At 41.6% G+C, this 23,730-nt stretch carries 21 protein-coding genes; 17 read left to right on the top strand and 4 right to left on the bottom strand.

Annotated elements, in window-relative coordinates:
• The first annotated feature begins 44 nt into the window (after positions 1–44).
• The 3 genes from ACIY14_RS04395 to metK all read left to right on the top strand — a co-directional run bounded on the left by ACIY14_RS04395 (position 45) and on the right by metK (position 3,857).
• Positions 45–860 (top strand): endonuclease/exonuclease/phosphatase family protein, encoded by an 816-nt coding sequence (locus ACIY14_RS04395; RefSeq protein WP_409001668.1) that lies wholly within the window; start codon positions 45–47, stop codon positions 858–860.
• Positions 861–991: 131 nt separating this feature from the next.
• On the top strand, positions 992–2,335 hold the full coding sequence (locus ACIY14_RS04390; RefSeq protein WP_409001667.1) for a DEAD/DEAH box helicase: 1,344 nt from the start codon (positions 992–994) through the stop codon (positions 2,333–2,335).
• A 331-nt stretch (positions 2,336–2,666) separates the two neighbouring features.
• On the top strand, positions 2,667–3,857 hold the full coding sequence (gene metK / locus ACIY14_RS04385) for a methionine adenosyltransferase (RefSeq protein ID WP_409001666.1): 1,191 nt from the start codon (positions 2,667–2,669) through the stop codon (positions 3,855–3,857).
• Between the two features lie 34 nt (positions 3,858–3,891).
• Here the strand turns inward: metK and ACIY14_RS04380 are convergent, their stop codons facing one another.
• The 4 genes from ACIY14_RS04380 to ACIY14_RS04365 form a co-directional block, all read right to left on the bottom strand.
• Positions 3,892–4,191 (bottom strand): DUF1827 family protein, encoded by a 300-nt coding sequence (locus ACIY14_RS04380; RefSeq protein WP_000767205.1) that lies wholly within the window; start codon positions 4,189–4,191, stop codon positions 3,892–3,894.
• Between the two features lie 58 nt (positions 4,192–4,249).
• The gene (locus ACIY14_RS04375; protein ID WP_409001665.1) at positions 4,250–4,702 is read right to left on the bottom strand and encodes an NUDIX hydrolase; all 453 of its coding nucleotides are present in this window, start codon (positions 4,700–4,702) and stop codon (positions 4,250–4,252) included.
• A 130-nt stretch (positions 4,703–4,832) separates the two neighbouring features.
• The gene (locus ACIY14_RS04370) at positions 4,833–7,094 is read right to left on the bottom strand and encodes an AAA family ATPase (RefSeq protein WP_409001664.1); all 2,262 of its coding nucleotides are present in this window, start codon (positions 7,092–7,094) and stop codon (positions 4,833–4,835) included.
• A gap of 238 nt (positions 7,095–7,332) precedes the next feature.
• Positions 7,333–7,563, bottom strand: coding sequence for a DUF1797 family protein (locus ACIY14_RS04365; protein WP_000443577.1), 231 nt, complete (start codon positions 7,561–7,563; stop codon positions 7,333–7,335).
• Between the two features lie 191 nt (positions 7,564–7,754).
• On the opposite strand from ACIY14_RS04365, the gene ACIY14_RS04360 reads away from it, so the two are divergent.
• The 14 genes from ACIY14_RS04360 to ACIY14_RS04295 all read left to right on the top strand — a co-directional run bounded on the left by ACIY14_RS04360 (position 7,755) and on the right by ACIY14_RS04295 (position 23,532).
• Positions 7,755–8,438, top strand: a complete 684-nt coding sequence (locus ACIY14_RS04360; protein WP_409001663.1) for an amino acid ABC transporter permease — start codon at positions 7,755–7,757, stop codon at positions 8,436–8,438.
• A complete protein-coding gene (locus ACIY14_RS04355) occupies positions 8,438–9,172 on the top strand; it encodes an amino acid ABC transporter ATP-binding protein (protein ID WP_409001662.1) in 735 nt (244 codons plus the stop codon). Before ACIY14_RS04360 ends, ACIY14_RS04355 begins: the two co-directional genes overlap by 1 nt.
• Positions 9,173–9,205: 33 nt before the next feature.
• Positions 9,206–9,526, top strand: a complete 321-nt coding sequence (locus ACIY14_RS04350; protein ID WP_409001661.1) for a TfoX/Sxy family protein — start codon at positions 9,206–9,208, stop codon at positions 9,524–9,526.
• A gap of 148 nt (positions 9,527–9,674) precedes the next feature.
• Positions 9,675–10,532 (top strand): bifunctional methylenetetrahydrofolate dehydrogenase/methenyltetrahydrofolate cyclohydrolase, encoded by an 858-nt coding sequence (locus tag ACIY14_RS04345; protein WP_409001660.1) that lies wholly within the window; start codon positions 9,675–9,677, stop codon positions 10,530–10,532.
• Between the two features lie 4 nt (positions 10,533–10,536).
• The gene (locus tag ACIY14_RS04340) at positions 10,537–11,310 is read left to right on the top strand and encodes an HAD hydrolase family protein (RefSeq protein ID WP_409001659.1); all 774 of its coding nucleotides are present in this window, start codon (positions 10,537–10,539) and stop codon (positions 11,308–11,310) included.
• A gap of 56 nt (positions 11,311–11,366) precedes the next feature.
• Positions 11,367–12,218 (top strand): NAD(P)H-hydrate dehydratase, encoded by an 852-nt coding sequence (locus tag ACIY14_RS04335; RefSeq protein WP_409001658.1) that lies wholly within the window; start codon positions 11,367–11,369, stop codon positions 12,216–12,218.
• Positions 12,219–12,417: 199 nt separating this feature from the next.
• Complete coding sequence (locus tag ACIY14_RS04330) at positions 12,418–14,907, top strand: bifunctional DnaQ family exonuclease/ATP-dependent helicase (RefSeq protein ID WP_409001722.1); 2,490 nt, start codon at positions 12,418–12,420, stop codon at positions 14,905–14,907.
• Between the two features lie 5 nt (positions 14,908–14,912).
• The gene (locus tag ACIY14_RS04325; RefSeq protein ID WP_409001657.1) at positions 14,913–16,136 is read left to right on the top strand and encodes an FtsW/RodA/SpoVE family cell cycle protein; all 1,224 of its coding nucleotides are present in this window, start codon (positions 14,913–14,915) and stop codon (positions 16,134–16,136) included.
• 10 nt (positions 16,137–16,146) lie between these two features.
• A complete protein-coding gene (locus tag ACIY14_RS04320; protein ID WP_409001656.1) occupies positions 16,147–16,695 on the top strand; it encodes a DJ-1 family glyoxalase III in 549 nt (182 codons plus the stop codon).
• A gap of 89 nt (positions 16,696–16,784) precedes the next feature.
• Positions 16,785–17,348 carry an HAD-IA family hydrolase gene (locus tag ACIY14_RS04315; RefSeq protein WP_409001655.1) on the top strand — a complete coding sequence of 188 codons (564 nt, stop codon included), beginning with the start codon at positions 16,785–16,787 and terminating at the stop codon, positions 17,346–17,348.
• A gap of 13 nt (positions 17,349–17,361) precedes the next feature.
• Positions 17,362–19,308, top strand: a complete 1,947-nt coding sequence (gene gyrB, locus ACIY14_RS04310; RefSeq protein WP_409001654.1) for a DNA topoisomerase (ATP-hydrolyzing) subunit B — start codon at positions 17,362–17,364, stop codon at positions 19,306–19,308.
• Between the two features lie 80 nt (positions 19,309–19,388).
• Positions 19,389–21,116: a septation ring formation regulator EzrA gene (ezrA, locus tag ACIY14_RS04305; protein ID WP_409001653.1), complete on the top strand. Its 1,728-nt coding sequence runs from the start codon at positions 19,389–19,391 to the stop codon at positions 21,114–21,116.
• Positions 21,117–21,219: 103 nt separating this feature from the next.
• Entirely contained in the window at positions 21,220–22,608 is a 1,389-nt protein-coding gene (gene pgdA / locus ACIY14_RS04300; RefSeq protein ID WP_409001652.1) for a peptidoglycan-N-acetylglucosamine deacetylase PgdA, read from the top strand.
• A gap of 81 nt (positions 22,609–22,689) precedes the next feature.
• The gene (locus ACIY14_RS04295; RefSeq protein ID WP_409001651.1) at positions 22,690–23,532 is read left to right on the top strand and encodes an aldo/keto reductase; all 843 of its coding nucleotides are present in this window, start codon (positions 22,690–22,692) and stop codon (positions 23,530–23,532) included.
• Positions 23,533–23,730: the final 198 nt, after the last annotated feature.

Genomic DNA, 23,730 nt, shown 5'->3' with positions numbered 1-23,730 from the left:
GAGGTTGGAAGCTGTTTTCCAACCTCTTGTTTTAGGAGAAAAGCATGAAATTTCTAACACTCAATACCCACAGTTGGATGGAAAAAGAAGCAGAGGAAAAATTCCAAATCTTACTCCAAGACATTCTCGATAAGGACTATGATTTGATTTGTTTCCAAGAAATTAATCAAGAAATGACTTCGCCTGAGGGAGAGGTTAACAATCACTATCAAGCTTTACCATCAGCAGAACCCATTCACCAGGATCACTATGTCCGACTCCTAGTCGAAAAATTGGCTGAGAAAGGGAAAAGCTACTACTGGACTTGGGCTTACAATCATATTGGCTATGACCGCTACCATGAAGGCGTAGCAATCTTGTCCAAAACACCTATCAAGGCGCGTGAGATTTTGGTATCAGATGTAGATGATCCAACGGACTACCATACTCGCCGTGTTGCCTTGGCTGAGACAGAGGTTGAAGGCAAGGAACTTGCTCTTGCAAGCGTCCATCTCTCATGGTGGGATAAAGGTTTCCAAGAAGAATGGGCACGATTTGAGGCTGTACTGAAAGATTTGAACAAACCTCTAATATTAGCAGGTGATTTTAATAATCCAGCTGGTCAGGAAGGCTATCAAGCGATTTTAGCTAGCCCATTAGGATTACAAGACGCGTTTGAAGTTGCGAAAGAAAGAAGTGGTAGCTATACCGTTCCACCAGAAATTGATGGCTGGAAAGGCAATACCGAACCACTACGAATCGACTATGTCTTTATGACAAAAGACTTAGAAGTGGAAAGTTTGCATGTAGTTTTTGATGGGCAGAATAGTCCACAAGTCAGTGATCATTATGGTTTGAATGCTGTATTGACCTGGAAATAATGAAAGAGGTTGGAATCAGAGGTTCCAACCTTTTAAGCTACTTGAATCTTTAATACAGGACTGAGATTCAAATGAAGCTACTGAAATAGGACAAAATATGGTATAATTGAAAGGATAGAATCGAGGATAGCATGTCATTTAAGAAATTTCAATTTAAAAATTATATAGCAGAAGCCTTGGAGGAGTTGAAGTTTACGACTCCTACTGAAGTTCAGGAAAAGTTGATTCCTATTGTCTTGGCGGGTCGTGACTTGGTGGGCGAGTCAAAAACAGGTTCAGGAAAAACCCACACTTTCTTACTACCCATTTTTCAGCAATTAGATGAAACTAGCGATAGTGTGCAAGCAGTCATTACTGCACCAAGTCGTGAGTTGGCTACTCAAATTTACCAAGCAGCTCGTCAGATCGCAGCTCACTCAGATGTCGAAGCTCGTGTGGTTAATTATGTGGGTGGTACGGATAAGGCGCGTCAGATTGAAAAACTGGCCAGCAACCAACCACATATCGTTATCGGAACGCCAGGTCGCATCTATGACTTGGTCAAATCTGGTGATTTGGCTATTCACAAGGCCAAGACCTTTGTCGTCGATGAAGCCGATATGACCTTGGATATGGGATTCTTGGAAACCGTTGATAAGATTGCAGGGAGCCTTCCAAAAGACTTGCAATTCATGGTCTTTTCAGCGACCATTCCACAAAAATTGCAACCGTTCTTGAAAAAATACTTGTCAAATCCTGTCATGGAAAAAATCAAGACCAAGACAGTCATCTCAGATACGATTGATAACTGGTTGATTTCAACCAAGGGCCGCGACAAGAATGCTCAAATTTACCAGCTGACTCAGTTGATGCAGCCTTATTTGGCAATGATTTTTGTTAACACAAAGACACGTGCTGATGAGTTACATGCCTACTTGACTGCTCAAGGATTGAAGGTAGCAAAGATTCATGGAGATATTGCCCCTCGTGAACGCAAGCGGATCATGAATCAGGTGAAAAACTTAGATTTTGAGTATATTGTCGCAACAGACTTGGCAGCGCGTGGAATTGACATTGAAGGTGTCAGCCATGTTATCAATGATGCCATTCCGCAAGACTTGTCCTTCTTTGTTCACCGTGTTGGACGAACTGGGCGCAACGGACTGCCTGGTACGGCTATTACCCTTTACCAGCCTAGTGATGACTCGGATATCCGTGAGTTGGAGAAATTAGGGATTAAGTTTACTCCTAAGATGGTCAAAGACGGAGAGTTTCAAGATACCTATGACCGTGATCGTCGTGCTAATCGTGAAAAGAAGCAGGATAAGCTTGATATTGAAATGATTGGCTTGGTTAAAAAGAAAAAGAAAAAAGTCAAACCTGGCTATAAGAAGAAGATTCAATGGGCGGTGGATGAAAAACGCCGCAAAACCAAGCGTGCTGAAAATCGCGCACGTGGGCGTGCTGAGCGAAAAGCCAAACGTCAAACATTTTAAAAACACAGTAGAATCACCTGATTCTACTGTGTTTTTATTTAGAGAAAATACTGCAAAAAAAAGTAAAAAGTGGTATAATAATAAGGTTATATAGTCCCGATAAGGTGGTAGAAATTTCTATCAGTACTTTGTAACTCGCAAAGAATGATGGCTCCAAAGCCGCTCGTCCTTCTACGGTTGCCGCTATAACGCGGTCACCCTATGCGCCTTACTAGCTTCAGAAATAAAAAACATCGTTTTTATTTCTTTCGCGTCGTAACTCTTAGACTATAGAAATACCTATCAGTACTTTGTAACTCTATAACAATATTTTTTAAGGGGGGACATTTTTATGTCAGAACGTAAATTATTCACGTCTGAATCTGTATCTGAGGGGCATCCGGATAAGATTGCAGACCAAATTTCAGATGCGATTTTGGATGCTATTTTAGCTAAAGATCCAGAGGCGCACGTTGCTGCTGAGACAGCTGTCTACACAGGTTCTGTCCATGTTTTTGGTGAAATTTCTACAAATGCTTATGTGGATATTAACCGTGTAGTTCGTGATACCATTGCAGAGATTGGATATACGAATGCAGAATATGGTTTTTCTGCGGAAACAGTTGGAGTTCATCCATCGCTTGTTGAGCAGTCACCGGATATCGCCCAAGGGGTTAACGAAGCCTTGGAGGTTCGTGGAAATGCAGATCAAGATCCGCTTGACTTGATTGGAGCTGGAGACCAAGGGCTCATGTTTGGATTTGCGGTGGATGAGACAGAAGAACTCATGCCATTACCAATCTCGCTTAGCCACAAACTGGTTCGTCGTTTGGCAGAACTTCGTAAGTCTGGTGAAATCAGCTATCTCCGTCCAGATGCTAAATCACAAGTTACAGTTGAGTATGATGAAAATGACCGTCCAGTGCGTGTGGACACAGTCGTGATTTCAACTCAGCACGATCCAGAAGTTAGCAATGAACAAATTCACAATGATGTGATTAGCAAGGTTATCAAGGAAGTTATTCCAGCATCTTACTTGGATGAGCAAACCAAATTCTTCATCAATCCAACTGGTCGCTTTGTAATCGGTGGACCTCAAGGGGACTCAGGCTTGACTGGTCGTAAGATCATCGTGGATACCTATGGTGGCTACTCTCGTCATGGTGGAGGTGCCTTCTCTGGTAAGGATGCGACTAAAGTGGACCGTTCAGCCTCTTATGCAGCTCGCTATATTGCCAAAAATATCGTTGCAGCTGGTTTGGCTAAGAAGGCAGAAGTGCAATTGGCCTACGCTATCGGTGTGGCGCAGCCTGTTTCTGTTCGTATCGATACTTTTGGTACTGGAACGGTAGCTGAAAGCAAGCTTGAAAAAGCAGCGCGTCAAATCTTTGACCTTCGTCCTGCAGGAATTATCCAAATGCTGGATCTCAAACGTCCAATTTACCGTCAAACAGCGGCTTATGGACACATGGGACGTACAGATATTGACCTTCCATGGGAACGTTTGGACAAGGTAGAGGCTTTGAAAGAAGCTGTGAAATAAAATAAAAAAGAAAACCAGCTTTTGGCTGGTCTTCTTATTTTATTGGGATTGAAATCTCAATCAATTTATCTGAATAAAGTGTCTTGATATTGGCTTCATCAATGCTTCCTTTGTCGATTTTACGTTTCAAGAAGAAGTCTTGGATGGTTTCGATTTCAGGTTCACGAATAGCACGGTGTTTGTTGGAAATGAGGATTTCATAGTGAAGCGGGGCCTGTGTGAAAACTACATCTGTGTTTCCAGCAGAATAGACCTCGACAAGAGTTGCGTCTGTGCTTTCTAATTGGCTTTTAACAAGTTGCGAGTGTGAGTTTGTCGTATTGATAAGCTTCATAACAGTTCCTCCGATTTTCTAACTCTATTATAGCACTTTTTGGATAAAATCGTGTATTTTAGTCAATTCCATGCTGGATTTTCCAAGCTTCTATTCCCCATTTATGGCTACCACGTTTGAGTTTTTCAATTGCTTCATCAATGGGGAACCAGGCGATATGATTAAAATCTTCCAATGGTTTTTGTACTTCTTGGAAAGAAATAGCTTCATAGAGATAAGCTGGGTTGTAGTAGTAGGTATCACGGTGGCGAGAGTAGAAATACTCATCAGCTTGCCCATAATAGGTTCTGATTTCAGCTGTAAAGCCTAGTTCTTCGATTAGTTCTCTCTTTAGTGCTTCTTGATGGTCTTCGCCCGCTTCAATCTCTCCACCTGGCAAGAACCAAGCACCATTGGGAGCTTGAACTAGGACAATTTGTTTTTTCTCCGCATCCGGAATAACTGCGTACACACCATAGCGGGGCTGGTAGGTCACATTCTCTTTTTTATTACCAAAAGTTGGGTTTACCATTGCATTTTCCTCATTCTCTAGTATCTTTATTATTATCATAATGGACGAGGGGCAAGCTGTCAAGGTTTTGCATTTATTTTAGTAAAAAAGGTGCAGAAATTGATAGACTTCCTGCACCTGTTATATAGTTTTAGTCTTCTTTTTCAGAAGCGATCTCTTCTGTTTTTTCAGTTTTTTTGGCAGATTTGATTTGAATCTTGCCATTACTTGTCATAACTGCCTTGAGGTCTTTCTCGCTTGGATTTTCAAGGTAGTAGTCTGTGATAGCATCCTCGATATGGTCTTGAATGGTACGACGGAGTGGCCGTGCCCCCATTTTTGGATCATATCCCAAGTCAACCAACTTTTCCTTGACCTTGTCAGTCACATCGAGGTGGATGTTGTTGCTAGAGAGGCGTTTGTTGACATCCGCTAGCATGAGTTCGACGATTTGGAGGAGGTTGTCCTTGCTGAGAGGTTTAAATTCGATGATGCCGTCAAAACGGTTCATAAACTCTGGGCTAAAGAAGTTGCCGAGTTCACCGAGAACAGAGTTGGTTCGACCTTCACGAGCAGCTCCAAAACCAACACTGGCTTCGGCCTTACCCGTACCGGCATTTGAGGTCATGATAATGATAGCATCCTTAAAGCTAACTGTTCGTCCTTGCCCATCTGTTAAACGACCATCGTCTAAGACTTGAAGGAACATGTGCATCACATCTGGATGGGCTTTCTCGACCTCATCGAGAAGGATAAGTGAGTAAGGATTGCGACGAACTTTTTCCGTTAACTGACCAGCTTCATCATAGCCGACATAACCTGGAGGAGCTCCGACCAATTTAGCCACACTGTGTTTTTCCATGTATTCACTCATATCAAAGCGAATCATGCTGTCAGCAGAACCAAAGAGTTCAATGGCTAGTTGTTTGGACAGTTCTGTCTTACCGACACCAGTTGGTCCGACAAAGAGGAAACTTCCGATTGGGCGGTTAGGAGTTCCAAGACCAACACGATTACGACGGATGGCCTTGGCAATCTTATCGACAGCTTCATCTTGACCAATGACATGAGCTTTGAGGTCGTCTGCTAGATGGATAAGCTGAGACTGTTCTTTTTCTTTGAGTTCTCCGACAGGAATATTGGTTTTCTGCTCAATGATATGCTCAATGGTTTTCTCGCTAATGATAGGAGTATCCTGGTCAGTCACCTTGTTTTTCTGCATTTCCTTGTACTTGGCAATCTGATCACGGAAATAGGCAGCCTTTTCAAAGTCTTCCTCTCGAGTAGCTTGAGCCTTGAGATTCTCAGCTTCAATTAAACGCTGGTCAATCACTTTGGGATCAACAAAGTTCAGCGTCAGATTCATCTTAGAACCAGCTTCATCTAACAGGTCAATAGCCTTGTCTGGCAAGAAGCGGTCTTGGATATAGCGATTGGAAAGATTTGCAGCAGCTTCGATAGCAGCGTCTGTGTACTTGACGTGATGGTAGTCTTCGTATTTCTTTTGAACCCCTTTGAGGATGGTAATGGTTTCTTCGACAGTTGGTTCATCTACCTTGACAGGTTGCATACGGCGTTCGAGGGCAGCATCTTTTTCAATGATACGGTATTCATTGAGAGTAGTAGCGCCAACCAATTGCAATTCACCACGGGCAAGGGCTGGTTTCAGGATATTGCCTGCATCCATATTGCCATCACCTGCTGACCCTGCACCAACAATTTCATGGATTTCGTCAATAAAGAGGATGATGTCCTCGCGTTTGCGAATTTCTTCCATGAGTTTTTGCATGCGTTCTTCAAATTGGCCTCGAATCCCTGTTCCTTGAACTAGACTAACCACATCCAGACGGATGACCTGCTTGCCTTGGAGTTTATGGGGAACATCGCCATCGACAATCTTCTGAGCTAGACCTTCAACAACAGCTGTTTTACCAACACCTGGTTCTCCAATAAGGACAGGATTGTTTTTGGTTCGACGGTTGAGGATTTCGATAACGCGGATAATCTCCTCGTCTCGGCCGATAACAGGGTCAATATCTCCTCGACGAGCTATTTCAGTCACGTTGATACCATATTCCTCTAGGAGCCCTCTTTCTTGGCTAGGAGGAGGTGTTTGAACAGGTCCGCGGTTTTGAGGTCCGTATCCCCCATTGCCTCCGTATCCCCCACCGGATTGAGTTGGAGGGACGTTATTTGAAGAAGCCCTGAAATTGTTCAAATCATTGAAAAAGTCTCCGAAAGGATCAAAGTCACGATTGTTTAAGTCAGTCATTCCTTTAAAGAGGGTATTATTTGGATCTGTTTTGATAATTTTATAGCAATTTTGACAGAGATCAATTTGTTTTTGCTGCCCATTGATATTGGTATACAGATGAATTGTTGAGTCGTTAATTTTACAGTTTTGACAGAGCATAACATCTACCTCATTTCATTCTTATTCTTGGCCTAAGAAAAAGGTCAAGAATAGTCAAAGTTTTATACTCTCATTATAGCATGATTAAGGTGTAAAGCAAGTAAAAAGATTGGGAAGTGGTAGTTTTTAAAAGAAGGATTTATGGAGAATGAAGCGACATTAAAGGTAAGAAAAAATCCCATTTGTGGTCACAAAAAGGATTCTTATTCATCGGGCCTTACTGCCCGTTGTTTTTATATTAGTAAAGGAGTTCGTAGATCTCCATTGCAATTAAATCAATGCTATCAAAAGTATAAGTTTCACGAGCCTCTACATCGCGAAGGGTGAAGAGCGATCCGTTTTCTTCGTCGTGGCTGTATGCAACTTCTGCGACAACAACACCTTCACGTTCAAAATTACGTTTTAGATTTCCACCATCTTTTGTCATTGCTTCTAGGCGGTTAATGATTCTAACCAAATGTGATTCCATTTTGATTCTCCTCCATTTCTTATCGTTTCTATTTTACCATAAACAAGAGGTAGTTGACTAGAAAAAAACTGTGATTTCTTTCTATTTCTCCATTCTAACAAGTTAGTTGTTAAAATTGGTGAAAAAGGATTGCATTTTAATTCAATTCATGTTATAATCATACAATCTAATACATAGAAAGTTGATTGAATATGAATTTTTCTTTTTTACCAAAGTATTTACCGTATTTTAACTATGGTTCTCTGATTACCGTGTTAATTTCCATCTTTGTTGTCTGCTTAGGAACTATTATAGGTGTGTTACTGGCCTTTGCTCAGCGATCACGCTTTAAACCGCTCGTTTGGTTTGCAAATGTGTATGTTTGGATCTTCCGTGGAACTCCGATGATGGTTCAGATTATGATTGCCTTTGCTCTTATGCATATCAATGCTCCGACTATCCAAGTGGGAATCTTAGGAGTTGATCTTTCTCGTTTGATTCCTGGTATTCTGATTATTTCTATGAACAGTGGAGCTTACGTTTCAGAAACTGTTCGTGCGGGGATCAATGCGGTTCCTAAAGGTCAGTTAGAGGCCGCTTACTCTCTTGGTATTCGTCCCAAAAATGCCATGCGTTATGTCATTTTGCCACAAGCTATCAAAAATATTCTTCCAGCTCTGGGAAATGAATTTATCACCATTATCAAGGATAGTTCCCTCTTGTCTGCGATTGGGGTGATGGAGTTGTGGAATGGTGCAACGACAGTAGCAACAACAACTTATTTACCGCTGACTCCTCTTTTATTTGCAGCCTTTTACTACTTGATTATGACCTCTGTTTTGACAGTGGCTTTGAAGGCATTTGAAAATTACATTGGACAAGGAGACAAGAAATAATGACAGAAACCTTGATTAAAATTGAAGAACTACATAAGTCTTTTGGGAAAAACGAAGTTTTAAAAGGAATTGACCTTGAAATCAAACGAGGAGAAGTTGTGGTAATTATCGGTCCGTCAGGTAGCGGGAAATCAACCCTCCTTCGTTCGATGAATCTGCTCGAAGAAGCAAGTAAAGGTAAGGTTATTTTTGAAGGAGTTGATATCACTGATAAGAAGAATGACCTTTTTACCATGCGTGAAAAGATGGGCATGGTTTTCCAACAATTCAACCTCTTTCCTAATATGACGGTCATGGAAAATATCACTTTGTCACCAATCAAAACTAAAGGTGAAAGCAAGGAAGTTGCGGAGAAGAGAGCGCAGGAACTATTAGAAAAAGTTGGCTTGCCAGATAAGGCGACGGCCTATCCGCAGAGTTTGTCAGGTGGCCAGCAACAACGGATTGCCATTGCACGTGGTTTGGCCATGGAACCAGATGTTTTACTCTTTGATGAACCGACTTCAGCCTTGGACCCTGAGATGGTTGGAGAAGTTCTAGCTGTTATGCAAGACCTTGCCAAGTCAGGGATGACCATGGTGATTGTGACTCATGAAATGGGCTTTGCTCGCGAGGTAGCAGACCGTGTTATCTTCATGGCAGATGGTGCTGTTGTCGAAGACGGAACTCCAGAGGAAATTTTTGATCAAACCCAAGAACAACGGACCAAGGAATTTTTGAGTAAGGTTTTGTAAGACCTCATTTTTAGAAGAAGTGGAGTAGAAATCATGGCTTCAAGTAAGGAATATTTAGACTTTATTCTCGATCAGTTTTCAGAACTAGAAGAGATGAGTTATCGTCCTATGATGGGAGAGTATATCCTTTATTATCGTGGGAAGGTTATTGGAGGAATCTATGATAATCGTTTGTTACTAAAGCCTGTGAAGGTGGTCATGGATCAGCTGGAACAGACTAGACTTGAACGTCCTTATGAAGGAGCCAAAGAGATGATTTTACTAGAAGACCTTGAAGATAAGTCATTTCTAGCGAAACTAATCAAGGATATGTATGAAGTCCTACCTGCTCCCAAGGTTAAAAAGAAAACATGATAGATTAACCTAATATAAATAGGCATAAAAGCTCTAAAGGAGCTTTTTCTTATAGTTTCAGACTATAAGGTCCATTAGTCAAGAAATGTTAGAATGACAAGGTATTTTTTGTTATAATAGAGGATATCTGATAGAAAAGAGAAGAGATATGGCACAGATTATTGATGGGAAGGCTCTTGCGGCTAAGTTACAAGGACAGTTAGCTGAAAAGACTGCCAAACTAAAAGAAGAAACAGGTCTAGTTCCTGGTTTGGTGGTGATTTTGGTGGGGGACAATCCAGCCAGCCAAGTCTACGTTCGCAATAAGGAACGGTCAGCTCTAGCTGCTGGCTTCCGTAGTGAAGTAGTGCGAGTTCCAGAAACTATTACACAAGCGGAATTGTTAGACTTGATTGCCAAATACAATCAAGATTCAGCTTGGCATGGGATTTTAGTTCAATTACCCTTACCAAAACATATTGATGAAGAGGCAGTTTTATTAGCCATTGACCCCGAAAAAGATGTGGATGGTTTCCACCCGCTAAACATGGGTCGCCTCTGGTCTGGTCATCCAGTTATGATTCCATCTACACCTGCAGGAATTATGGAGATGTTTCATGAATATGGGATTGATCTAGAAGGTAAAAATGCGGTTGTTATCGGTCGTTCCAATATCGTTGGGAAACCAATGGCTCAGCTTCTTTTGGCTAAGAATGCAACAGTGACCTTGACCCACTCACGCACCCATCATCTTGCCAAGGTGGCTGCTAAGGCAGATATTCTGGTGGTTGCAATCGGTCGCGCTAAGTTTGTGACTGCTGACTTTGTCAAACCAGGAGCGGTTGTCATTGACGTTGGGATGAACCGAGATGAAAACGGCAAGCTTTGTGGAGATGTTGATTATGAGGCAGTTGCACCACTTGCTAGCTACATTACGCCAGTCCCAAGAGGTGTCGGCCCTATGACCATTACCATGCTCATGGAGCAAACCTATCAGGCAGCGCTACGTACACTAAATAAGGACTAGTAAGATGAAATTCGTATTTGACCTGGATGGAACGCTATCTTTTGACTACATGACCATAGATGAGGAGATTCAGCAGGTTCTTTTAAAGGCTGAAGATTATGGGCATGAGCTTGTGTTTGCCTCAGCCCGCTCTTATCGGGATTGCTTGGGTTTATTAGGTCCTGAACTCAGTCAGCGCTTGGTCATAGGTTTGAATGGTGGCGTAGCCTATCATTTGGGGAAGGCTATCTTCGAAAGGAATCTCGATGCTAGAGTTTATCAGGAGCTAGTGGATTATTGCCAGACCTACAATCTCCCTTTTTTTGCAGATGATTGCTTTGACTATAGCGGTCAGATTGTGGAAAAAATTCCATTTATCTCTAGTGTGGATCCCTTAAAGGTGGCTCGTCATCAGAAACTTGAGGACTTAGGGATTCCGATTAAGGTAGTCGTTTATATGGGTGACCATGAGGATTTGCTTGATGATCTGCTTGGTCAGTTAGAAAGACTGGGGCAGGCCCATCTGTCCTATCATGCGCATGAAAAGTGCCTTTATGTTAATCCCTCAGATACTCATAAGGCGACAACTGTTGAAAAGTTATGTGGGGAGAACTTCATTGCTTTTGGAAATGACCAAAACGATATTGAACTGTTTAAGACGTCGCTCTATTCTGTCCAGATAGGAGAATTTGCTGGCCTTACTCCATATGCAGATGACACGGTTGAGATAAAAGGAGTTCCGTCTCCAGCAGTAGCAGCTAAAATCTTCCAGACCTTTGCGGAATTTAAGGGAAAATAGATAGAAGGAGGTTTGCCCCTCCTTTTGTAGTATAATGGAGTGAGAGGGAAAAAACGATGAAAGTGATTGATCAAACTTTATTAGAAAAAGTCATTATTGAACGTTCTCGTCACAGTCATAAGGGAGATTACGGTCGTCTGCTCTTGCTAGGAGGTACCTATCCTTATGGGGGAGCTATTATCATGTCAGCCATTGCAGCTGTCAAAAGTGGGGCAGGTTTGGTGACTGTTGGCACGGACAAGGAGAATATTCCGGCTCTGCACAGTCATTTACCTGAGGCCATGGCATTTTCTCTTCAAGACCAGCAATTGTTAAAAGAACAGTTGGAAAAGGCAGAAGTTGTCTTGTTAGGTCCGGGTTTGCGAGAGGATGCATTTGGAGAAGAACTTGTAAGACGAGTCTTTGACAGTCTCAGAAAAAACCAGATTTTAATTGCAGATGGCGGTGCTTTGGGCATCTTAGCAAATGGCCAGTTACCATTTCCTTCCAGTCAGCTCATCCTAACTCCCCACCAAAAGGAATGGGAAAGACTGTCCGGTATAGTTCTTGACCATCAAAATACAGAGACGACTGCTAGAGCTCTTTCAGCTTTTCCTCAAGGAACGATTCTAGTCGAGAAGGGTCCAGCAACTCGTATCTGGCAAGCTGGTCAGCCTGAATATTATCAATTAGAAGTTGGAGGCCCCTATCAAGCAACTGGTGGGATGGGAGATACTCTGGCCGGGATGATTGCAGGATTTACAGGTCAGTTTGACCAAGTCAGCCTCTATGAGAGAGTGGTGGTAGCGACTCACCTTCATTCAGCTATCGCGCAAGAACTTGCTCAAGAAAACTATCTTGTCTTGCCAACAGAAATTAGTAAAGCTCTTCCGAAAACAATGAAAAAAATATCTCAAAAAGGCAGCTAATACCTTGGTTGTCTTTTTATGTTGATGTAGGTTTGTTGATAAGGTTTTCAAATACCTCAGAACCATCAATCAACTGCTGAACTTACGAGGAATTCTCACTTTTAAGGTCTTGATTTTTAGTCAAACTCAAAAGGAAAGCGAGATTGTTATCAAAGTTGAGGGGTGTCAAATCATGCTTTTTTTGATATAATTTTTAATGATGAATGCGAGAAATGATCGGTATGTGGTCGTTGATTTAGAGGCGACCAGCACCGGAAGCAAGGCAAAAATTATTCAAGTAGGCATTGTGGTGATTGAGAATGGTGAAATCATCGATCAGTATGCGACTGATGTCAATCCTCACGAACCCTTGGATTCTCATATCAAAGAATTAACAGGTCTGACCGATCGGCGTTTGGCTGCGGCACCAGAGTTTTCTCAGGTGGCCGGAAAAATTTTTGAATTGGTTAAGGACGGTATTTTTGTTGCGCACAATGTACAGTTTGATGCTAACCTTCTTGCAGAATTTCTCTTTTTTGAAGGATATGAATTGCGCACACCGCGGGTGGATACTGTTGAGCTAGCCCAAGTTCTATATCCTCAGTTTGAAAAGTATAACTTAGGTATCCTTTGTCAAGAGTTGGGCATTGAGCTGGAACATGCCCATACTGCCCTGTCAGATGCTCAGGCAACAGCTGAACTCTTGCTTTACATGCGTCAAAAACTTTTTGAGCTACCTAAAGGGCTTTTAGAAAGCTTGTTAAACCTTGCAGCTAATCTTCTCTACGAAAGCTATCTGGTGATTGAGGAGGTCTATCAGCAACAATCTCTCCTGTCCTCTCCAGAATTGATAGAACTACATGGACTTTTCCTGAAAAAGGAAAGTCAAGCTTTAGCCCCACGCAAATTATCCAAAGATTTTGCTAAAAACATTTCTTTATTGGGGCTGGAGGAGCGTCCGCAACAGCTGGATTTTGCGGAGAAGGTTGAGCACTTATTGGAAGAACACCAGACTTCCTTCATCCAAGCTCAAACAGGACTGGGCAAGACTTATGGTTATCTCCTCCCAGCTTTGAACTTGGAGAGTCAAGCAGGTGTCCTAGTGAGCGTTCCGACTAAAATTCTTCAAAATCAAATCATGCAAGAAGAAGGTCAGCGCTTAAAAGAGGTCTTCCATCTGGAGATTCATAGTCTCAAGGGGCCTCAAAATTATTTAAAACTGGATGCTTTTCACCAAATTCTCTATCGATCAGAGTCCAATCGCCTTTTCACACGCTTTAAAATGCAACTGCTCATCTGGCTAACGGAGACATCGACTGGTGACTTGGACGAAATCGGGCAGCTTTATCGCTACCAGCACTTTCTGCCTGAACTAGTCCACGATGGCAAGCTTTCAAAGAAAAGCCTATTTGCTACAGAGGATTTTTGGAAACGAGGGCAGGAAAAGGTCAAGACCAGTCGTGTTCTCTTGACCAATCATGCCTATCTGGTCACTCGTTTGGAAGACAATCCAGAGTTTGTCGACAACCGTTTGGTAATCTTGGATGAAGCTCAAAAAATGCTGTTAGCTCTCGAAAATCTAGCCCAGCAGTTTTATCGCCTTGAGGATCTTGTAACTCAAATTGATAAGTCCTTAGAGTCAGAGGAAGATTTGGTTCAGAAGCGTTTGCTTGAGAGTATTGGCTTTGAATGTCGTTACTTGATAGAGCACTATCAGTCAGGTCTTAAGAATGGAAAGTGGTTGGATTCTCTTGAACAGTTGCGCCAGCATTTTTCGGAGCTAGCTCTCCCAGAGTATAGAGAGATTGCAAACTTTTTCACCTCGGACCGTGAATTTTGGCTTGCTACAGCAGAAAAATCGAGCAAGGATGTCTTGATTTGTTCAAGCAAAAAAGGACGCTTTATACTAGCGGATTTATTGCCAGAAGATTGTAGGCTCCTAGGAGTATCGGCAACTCTTGAAATCAGCAATCGGGTTTCCCTAGCAGATCTATTGGGCTTTCCAGATGCTCCGCTTGTTAGGCTTGATGTAGCAAAACAGGAGCAACAAGAAGTCTTTCTAATTGATGACTTTCCTCTTGTGACAGAAGTTTCGCCTGCTGACTATGCTAGTGAAGTGGCTTCTGTTATCCGAGGTTTACAAGCCTTCCAAGAACCTTTATTGGTTTTGTTTACCTCAAAAGAAATGTTGCTGGCAGTTTCGGACCTGCTCGACCAACCGCATCTAGCTCAGTATAAAAATGGGGAACCAAGCCAACTGAAAAAACGTTTTGAAAAAGGCGAACGCCAGATCTTGCTTGGAACAGGCAGTTTCTGGGAAGGAGTTGATTTTTCAACCCATCCTTGCGTGATTCAAGTGATTCCGAGATTGCCTTTCCAAAATCCCCAAGAGCCGTTAACCCAAAAGTTAAACCAAGAACTGCGTCAAGAAGGGAAAAATCCTTTCTATGATTATCAGTTACCGATGGCGATCATTCGACTAAAACAAGCCCTTGGTCGTACTGTTAGACGGTCTGATCAAGGTTCGGTTGCTGTAATCTTAGACAGTCGTGTTGCCAGCAAGCGTTACGGCAAACAAATCGCCCAGACCTTGTCAAAAGAAAGAACGGTTCGGGTCCTTGCTAGAAATCAGCTAGAATCTGCAGTAGCTGATTTTCTCCAATCCCGTCGCAATAGAATGAAAGAAAAATCCAAGAAAGAGAAAAGGTAAAAAATATGAAACGTTCCTTCGACTCTCGAGTTGATTATAGCCTCCTTCTACCAGTGTTTTGTTTACTGGTGATTGGAGTAGTGGCCATTTATATAGCAGTTAGTCATGACTATCCAAATAATGTGTTACCAATATTAGGTCAGCAAATCGCTTGGATTTCCTTGGGCCTTGTCATTGGTTTTGTGGTCATGTTCTTCAATACTGAGTTTTTATGGAAGGTGACTCCCTATCTTTATGGCTTAGGTTTGGCTTTGATGGTTCTCCCCCTTGTTTTCTACAATCCAAATCTTGTAGCGTCAACAGGTGCCAAGAACTGGGTATCGATTGGTGGAACGACACTCTTTCAGCCATCTGAGTTCATGAAGATTTCCTATATCTTGATGTTGGCTCGAGTCATCGTACAATTCACTCAAAAACACAAGGAATGGCAACGGACTATTCCTTTGGATTTCCTATTGATTGGTTGGATGATTGCCTTTACCATCCCAGTCTTGCTCCTTCTAACCCTACAAAGTGACTTGGGGACTGCCTTGGTCTTTGTAGCTATTTTTGCAGGTATGGTTCTCCTTTCAGGTGTTTCGTGGAAGATTATCATTCCTGTTTTTGCGACAGGAGTGACTGCAGTTGCAGGCTTCATGGCTATCTTTATAAGCAAGGATGGACGTGCCTTCTTGCATCAGATTGGGATGCCAACCTACCAGATCAACCGTATTTTGGCTTGGCTCAATCCCTTTGACTTTGCGCAAACAACGACTTACCAACAGGCGCAGGGGCAAATTGCGATTGGAAGTGGTGGCTTGTTTGGACAGGGTTTCAATGTGTCCAATCTCCTCATTCCAGTACGTGAAAGTGATATGATTTTTACCGTAATTGCTGAAGACTTTGGCTTCATTGGTTCGGTCTTTGTCGTTGCCCTGTACTTGCTTCTTATCTATCGTATGTTGAAGATTACGCTCAGGTCAAATAACCAGTTCTACACCTACATTTCGACTGGATTTATCATGATGTTGCTCTTCCATATCTTTGAAAATATCGGTGCCGTGACAGGCTTACTTCCTTTGACGGGGATTCCTCTGCCTTTCATTTCTCAAGGGGGCTCCGCTATTATTAGTAACCTCATCGGTGTCGGTCTCCTCTTATCTATGAGTTACCAGACCAACCTGGCGGAGGAGAAAAGTGGAAAAGTTCCATTAAAACGAAAGAAAATCGTCCTAAAACAAATCAAATAAGGAGGCCACTATGGCAAAAGTAGCAGTTATCTTAGCCCAGGGTTTTGAAGAAATTGAAGCCTTGACAGTAGTTGATGTCTTGCGTCGAGCAAACATTTCATGCGATATGGTAGGATTTGAAGAGCAGGTGACAGGATCACATGGCATTCAGGTAAAAGCCGACCGTATCTTTGATGGCGATTTGTCCGACTATGACTTGGTAGTTCTTCCAGGTGGTATGCCAGGCTCAGCTCACCTACGGGATAATCAAGCCCTCATTTCTGAGATTAAAGCCTTTGAACAAGCAGGAAAGAAAATTGCAGCTATCTGTGCAGCTCCAATCGCCCTCCATCAAGCAGGTGTGCTGAAACACAAGCACTTTACCTGTTATGACGGTGTTCAGGAAAACATCAGTGACGGAATTTACCGAAAGGAAACAGTAGTTGTGGATGGCAATCTAACAACTAGCCGAGGACCGTCAACTGCCCTTGCCTTTGCCTATGAGTTGGTAGAGCAGTTGGGAGGAGATGCAGAAAGTTTACGAGTCGGCATGCTCTATCAAGATGTCTTTGGAAATTAACAGTAAGACGAGAGTTCGGCTCTCGTTTTTGCTTGGAAAAATCTAGGAAATCATCGCTTTTTTTGTAAAAAAATGGTATAATGAGGGGTATGAAATATCGTGACTATATATGGGATTTAGGTGGTACCCTATTGGATAATTATGAGACTTCTACAGCGGCCTTTGTAGAGACCTTAGCCCAATACGGAATAGAGCAAGAACACGACCGTGTTTACGAAGCCTTGAAGGTTTCTACAGCTTTTGCCATTGAGAAGTTTGCCCCAGCCATCGAGGATTTTTTAGAGAACTACAAAGAAAATGAAGCACGTGAGCTAGAGAACCCAGTTTTGTTTGAGGGAATTCCAGAGTTACTCAAAGATATCTCTGACAAGGGTGGTCGCCATTTCTTGGTTTCTCATCGAAATGACCAAGTTCTGGAACTTCTTTCTAAGACCCAGATAGCGAACTACTTCACAGAAGTAGTGACTGCCAGTTCCGGTTTTAAACGAAAACCAGATCCTGAGTCCATGATTTATTTACGTGATAAATATCATATCTCATCAGGTTTGGCCATTGGAGATAGGAACATTGATGTAGAAGCAGGGAAAGCTGCCGGCTTAGATGCCTATCTTTTTAAAAACGTTGTGACACTGAGACAAGCAATAGACATGTAAGAAAAGGGAAAAAATGACAGAAGAAATCAAAAATCAACAGGCACAGGATTATGATGCCAGTCAAATTCAAGTTTTGGAGGGGCTGGAAGCTGTTCGTATGCGTCCAGGTATGTATATTGGATCGACCTCAAAAGAAGGCCTTCACCATCTAGTATGGGAAATCGTTGATAATTCAATTGATGAAGCCTTAGCAGGATTTGCCAGTCATATCCAAGTCCTTATTGAGCCAGATAATTCCATCACCGTTGTGGATGATGGACGTGGTATCCCTGTTGACATTCAGGAAAAGACAGGACGTCCTGCTGTTGAGACCGTCTTTACTGTTCTTCACGCTGGAGGAAAGTTCGGCGGTGGGGGATACAAGGTATCAGGTGGATTGCACGGTGTGGGTTCATCAGTAGTAAATGCTCTTTCAACCCAACTAGATGTCCATGTTCACAAAAACGGAAAAATTTATTATCAAGAATACCACCGTGGGAATGTCGTTGCTGATCTTGAGGTGATTGGGGATACGGATAGAACCGGAACAACAGTTCACTTCACGCCGGATCCAGAGATTTTTACAGAAACAACGACCTTTGATTTTGACAAATTGAATAAACGTATTCAAGAACTAGCTTTTTTGAACCGAGGTCTTCGAATCTCCATCACAGATAAGCGTGAAGGTCTCGAACAGACTAAACATTACCACTATGAGGGTGGGATTGCTAGCTATGTTGAATATATCAACGAGAACAAGGATGTGATTTTTGACACACCAATCTACACAGACGGTGAGATGGATGATATTACTGTTGAAGTAGCCATGCAGTACACAACCGGTTACCACGAAAATGTTATGAGTTTCGCCAATAACATTCACACCCATGAAGGTGGTACGCATGAGCAAGGTTTCCGTACAGCACTGACGCGTGTTATCAACGATTATGCTCGTAAAAATAAATTACTAAAAGACAATGAAGACAACCTAACAGGGGAAGATGTTCGTGAAGGCTTAACTGCTGTGATCTCTGTCAAGCATCCAAATCCGCAGTTTGAAGGACAAACCAAGACAAAGCTGGGCAATAGTGAAGTAGTCAAGATTACCAATCGCCTCTTCAGCGATGCCTTCTCTGATTTTCTCATGGAAAATCCACAGATCGCCAAGCGTATCGTGGAAAAAGGGATTTTGGCTGCCAAGGCTCGTGTAGCTGCTAAACGTGCGCGTGAAGTCACTCGTAAAAAATCTGGTTTGGAAATTTCCAATTTGCCAGGAAAACTAGCAGACTGTTCTTCAAACAACCCAGCCGAAACAGAACTCTTCATCGTCGAAGGAGACTCAGCTGGTGGATCAGCTAAATCTGGTCGTAACCGTGAGTTCCAAGCTATCTTACCAATTCGTGGTAAAATCTTGAACGTTGAAAAGGCTAGCATGGATAAAATTCTTGCTAACGAAGAAATTCGGAGTCTCTTCACAGCCATGGGGACAGGATTTGGCGCAGAATTTGATGTTACTAAGGCTCGTTACCAAAAACTCGTTTTGATGACCGATGCCGATGTCGATGGTGCCCACATTCGAACTCTCTTGCTAACCTTGATTTACCGCTACATGAAACCAATCCTAGAAGCTGGTTATGTTTATATTGCCCAACCACCGATTTATGGGGTTAAAGTTGGAAGTGAGATCAAAGAATACATCCAGCCAGGTACAGATCAAGAAATTAAACTCCAAGAAGCCTTAGCACGTCATAGTGAAGGGCGCTCAAAGCCAACCATCCAACGTTATAAGGGATTAGGAGAAATGGATGATCACCAATTGTGGGAAACAACCATGGATCCAGAACATCGCTTGATGGCGCGTGTTTCAGTAGATGATGCTGCTGAAGCAGATAGAATCTTTGATATGTTGATGGGCGATCGGGTAGAGCCTCGTCGCGAATTTATCGAAGAAAACGCTGTTTACAGTACACTTGACGTCTAAAAAATGTGGGAAATAGTTCCCTTGGTTTAAAAAATATGATATAATCATTACGATTGTTTCTAGTATAAAAGGAGTTTGATATGTCTAATGGACAACTAATTTATCTAATGGTTGCGATTGCGGTCATTTTGATTTTAGCTTATGTAACAGCCATTTTTCTACGTAAGCGTAATGTAAGCAGATTAACGGCGCTTGAAGAAAGAAAAGAAGAACTCTACAATCTTCCTGTAAATGATGAGGTTGAAGCCGTTAAAAATATGCACTTGATTGGTCAAAGTCAGGTAACCTTTCGTGAATGGAATCAAAAATGGGTTGATTTATCTCTGAACTCATTTGCAGACATCGAAAATCACCTCTTTGAAGCTGAAAACTACAATAATTCTTTCCGTTTCTTTAAAGCAGCTCACAAGATTGATCAAATTGAAAGCCAGATTAGTTTGATTGAAGAAGATATTGCAGCTATTCGCAATGCCCTTTCTGAACTCGAAAAGCAAGAGTCTAAGAATAGTGGTCGCGTCCTACATGCTTTGGACTTGTTTGAAACCCTTCAACATACGGTTGCAGAGGACTCAGAGAAATATGGGAAAGCTCTTCCTGAGATTGAGAAACAATTGGAAAATATCCAATCGGAATTCTCTCAATTCGTTACCCTTAACTCATCAGGTGACCCAGTTGAAGCTGCAGCAATCTTAGATGATACTGAAAATCATATTCTTGCATTGACACACATCGTTGATCGGATTCCAGCTCTTGTTGAAACCTTGACAAAGGAACTACCAGATCAATTAGCAGATTTGGAAGAAGGCTACCGCAAGCTGTTGGATGCCAACTACCACTTTACTGAAACAGATATCGAGTCACGTTTCCAACTTTTGCATGAATCTTTGAAGAATAATCAAGAAAACATTCGTCAGTTGGAGTTGGACAATGCGGAGTATGAAAATAATCGTATTCAAGAAGAAATCAACGCACTTTATGATATTTTCACTCGTGAAATTGAGGCTCAAAAAGTCGTTGAGAATCTCCTTTCAACACTTCCAACCTATCTCAACCACTTGAAGGAAAATAACCAGGTGCTTGTTCAGGACCTTGAACGCCTGAATAAAACTTATCTTCTTCCAGAAAGTGATGGCAATCATGTCCGCCGACTTCAAGAAGAATTGGCTGCACTTGATGCTGCTATTTTAGAAGTAACAGAGGATCAAAGAGAATCTGCTCAAGCCTATTCTGTTCTTGAAGAACAGTTGGAAATGCTTCAAAGCAATCTCAAAGATATTGAAGATGAGCAAATTTCTGTGAGCGAACGACTTGCGCAAATTGAAAAAGATGACCTCAATGCTCGCCAAAAAGCAAATGTCTATGTAAATCGTTTGCACACCATCAAACGTTATATGGAGAAGCGAAACTTACCAGGTATCCCTCAAAGTTTCTTGAAGCTCTTCTTTACTGCAAGTCATAACACTGAAGATTTGATGGCGGAGCTAGAACAACCGCAGGTTAATATTGAATCTGTTAAGCGAATTCTTGAAATTGCAACGAATGATATGGCAGTACTTGAGACAGAAACATACGATATTGTTCAGTATGCGATTTTGACAGAGCAACTTCTCCAATACTCAAATCGCTATCGTTCCTTTGATGAACGAATCCAAGAGGCTTTCAACGAAGCACTTGAAATTTTTGAGAAAGAGTTTGACTATCGGGCATCATTTGAGAAGATTTCTCAAGCCTTGGAAGTTGCAGAACCAGGAGTTACAAATCGTTTTGTAACTTCATATGAAAAAACACGTGAAGCAATTCGCTTTTAAATAGAAGCTTAGAGAATTCTAAGCTTTTTCTTTATTTTTTGAAATGGAGCTAGATTACCTGTTTATCATTGAAATAATAGCTTTGATTTGATATGATGGAATTATGAAGAAAAATATGAACCGTGTTTCTCACGATAAAAAGAGAAGGTTATTGCTTTCCTTTGTTGGAATCTTAGGAATCACTATGATTCTTTTGGGAAGTGCCATTGGCTACAAGGTTCTACAAAAGCAATCTTATGAACAAAAAATTGAAGCGCTAAAAAGCGAAAAGGACCAGCAATTCAACTCAGGTAGTCAGAAGGACCATTTCCGAAAAGGGCAAGCTGAGGTGATTGCCTACTACCCTCTGCAAGGAGAGGAGGTCATTGCATCTGTTAGAGAAAAGATCAACCAGGATATCAAAGAAAATCTAGAAGATAAAGAGGATTTGGTCTTTTATTATACAGAGCAGTTGGATCCCGTCTTAAAGGGAGTTGTTACTCGTAATATCAGTAAGCAAGTCTACGATTTGTCTGCAACGAAAGTTGAAGAAAAAGAAAAGACCTCTCTAGGGAAAATTTTCTTGACTGAAGATGGGAAAACTTTTGATCTTAGTAGGCTTTTCAAGGATGCTAAAAAGGCTAAGGAACTCCTACTGAGTCAAATCAAATCAACTCTAGAAGATAAGAAACTTGACCAGGCAAAAATTGATCAAGTTGTAAAAAACTTCACAGATCAGGACTTATCATCTTGGAGTTTTGATTATAAAGATAGTCAAATCATCCTTTATCCTGCTAATTCTGAAGAGACTGTTGAAGAAATTGCTTTACCAATATCCAGTTTCTTTGATGTCATTGAGTCCTCTTATCTATTAGAAAAGGATGCTGAACTTTACCAAGCTTACTTTGCTAAGAAAAATAAAAAGGTTGTAGCCTTGACCTTTGATGATGGTCCAAATCCGACTACAACTCCACAAGCTTTGGATACCTTAGCTAAGTACGGTGTAAAGGCAACCTTCTTTGTACTTGGAAAAAACATAGCAGGAAATGAAGATCTTCTGAAACGAATGAAATCGGAAGGTCATGTTGTGGGAAATCATAGCTGGGATCATCCTGTCCTTTCTAAATTATCTCTCGAAGATGCTAAAAAGCAAATCACTGATACAGAAGATTTGTTGACTCAAGTTTTAGGATCAAGCTCTAAACTGATGCGCCCACCTTATGGTGCCATTACTGATGATATTCGAAATAGCCTTGACTTGAGTTTTATCATGTGGGATGTGGATAGTTTAGACTGGAAGAGTAAGAATGAGACAGCCATTTTGACAGAGATTCAACGTCAGGTTCGTAATGGTTCTATCATTCTCATGCATGATATCCATGGTCCTTCTGTTAATTCCCTACCAAGTGTCATTGAGTATTTAAAGGGTGAAGGGTATACATTTGTAACCGTCCCCGAATTGCTCAATTCTCGCTTGAAGTCTCACGAGATCTATTACGATCGTGATCAATAATTGTTAAAATCTAAAGGAGCAAGTGTACTGGTAATCAGGATTCTGTTTCTTTAGATTTTCTTCACATAGAAAGGAAAAAGGATGAAATCATATACCCTAAATAATGGAGTTTCAATTCCTGTTCTAGGATTTGGAACATGGAAGGCTGAAAATGGAGAAGTAGCCTACCAAGCTGTTTTAGAAGCTTTAAAGGCTGGTTATCGTCATATCGATACTGCAGCTATCTATAAAAATGAGGAGAGTGTTGGTCGTGCTATTCGAGATAGCGGTGTTCCACGCCAAGAAATCTTTGTAACGACTAAACTTTGGAATACCAATCACAGCTATGATGAAACCCGCCAAGCATTTGAAGAATCAATGGAAAAACTGGGATTGAATTATCTAGATTTGTACCTTATCCATTGGCCAAATCCAAAACCACTAAGAGAAAATGACGAATGGAAAACTCGCAATGCTGAAGTCTGGCGAGCGATGGAGGATCTTTACAAAGAAGGCAAAACCCGTGCTATCGGCGTTAGTAATTTCCTTCCCCATCATTTGGATTCTTTGCTTGAGACAGTAAGAGTCATTCCGGCGGTCAATCAGGTACGCTTGGCACCAGGAGTTTATCAAGAGGAAGTGGTTGACTACTGTAGAGAGAAAGGAATTCTCCTAGAGGCTTGGGGGCCTTTTGGGCAAGGGGAGTTGTTTGAACAGAAAGAAGTCCAAGAAATTGCTGCTAAGTATGGGAAATCAGTGGCTCAAATTGCCTTGGCTTGGAGTTTGGCAGAAGGTTTTTTACCTCTACCTAAGTCAGTGACAGCCTCTCGCATCCAGAGCAATCTTGACTGTTTTGGAATTGAACTCAGCAAAGACGAGCGAGAAGTCTTAAAGACAATTTCAGTGACTTCGGGCGCACCACGTGTGGATGAGATGGATTTTTAGTTTGTATAATCTATTTATACCGAAATAACAAAGACTAGGAATTTTAAATCCTAGTCTTTTTTTGTATAAAAAATCTAAATTGTTTGTATAATGAAATAATTTTATGAGTTGAAATATATGAACGAATTTAGAAAATATTGGTTTGATAGAGCAAATAACACGAATAATAAAATTAAACAAGATAAAAATATACGCAAA

Source organism: Streptococcus sp. ST16, assembly GCF_046098135.1.
In the GTDB taxonomy this organism is placed as follows: domain Bacteria; phylum Bacillota; class Bacilli; order Lactobacillales; family Streptococcaceae; genus Streptococcus.
Note: the sequence above shows the minus strand (reverse complement) of the source record. Positions and strands in the feature narration are given on the sequence as shown.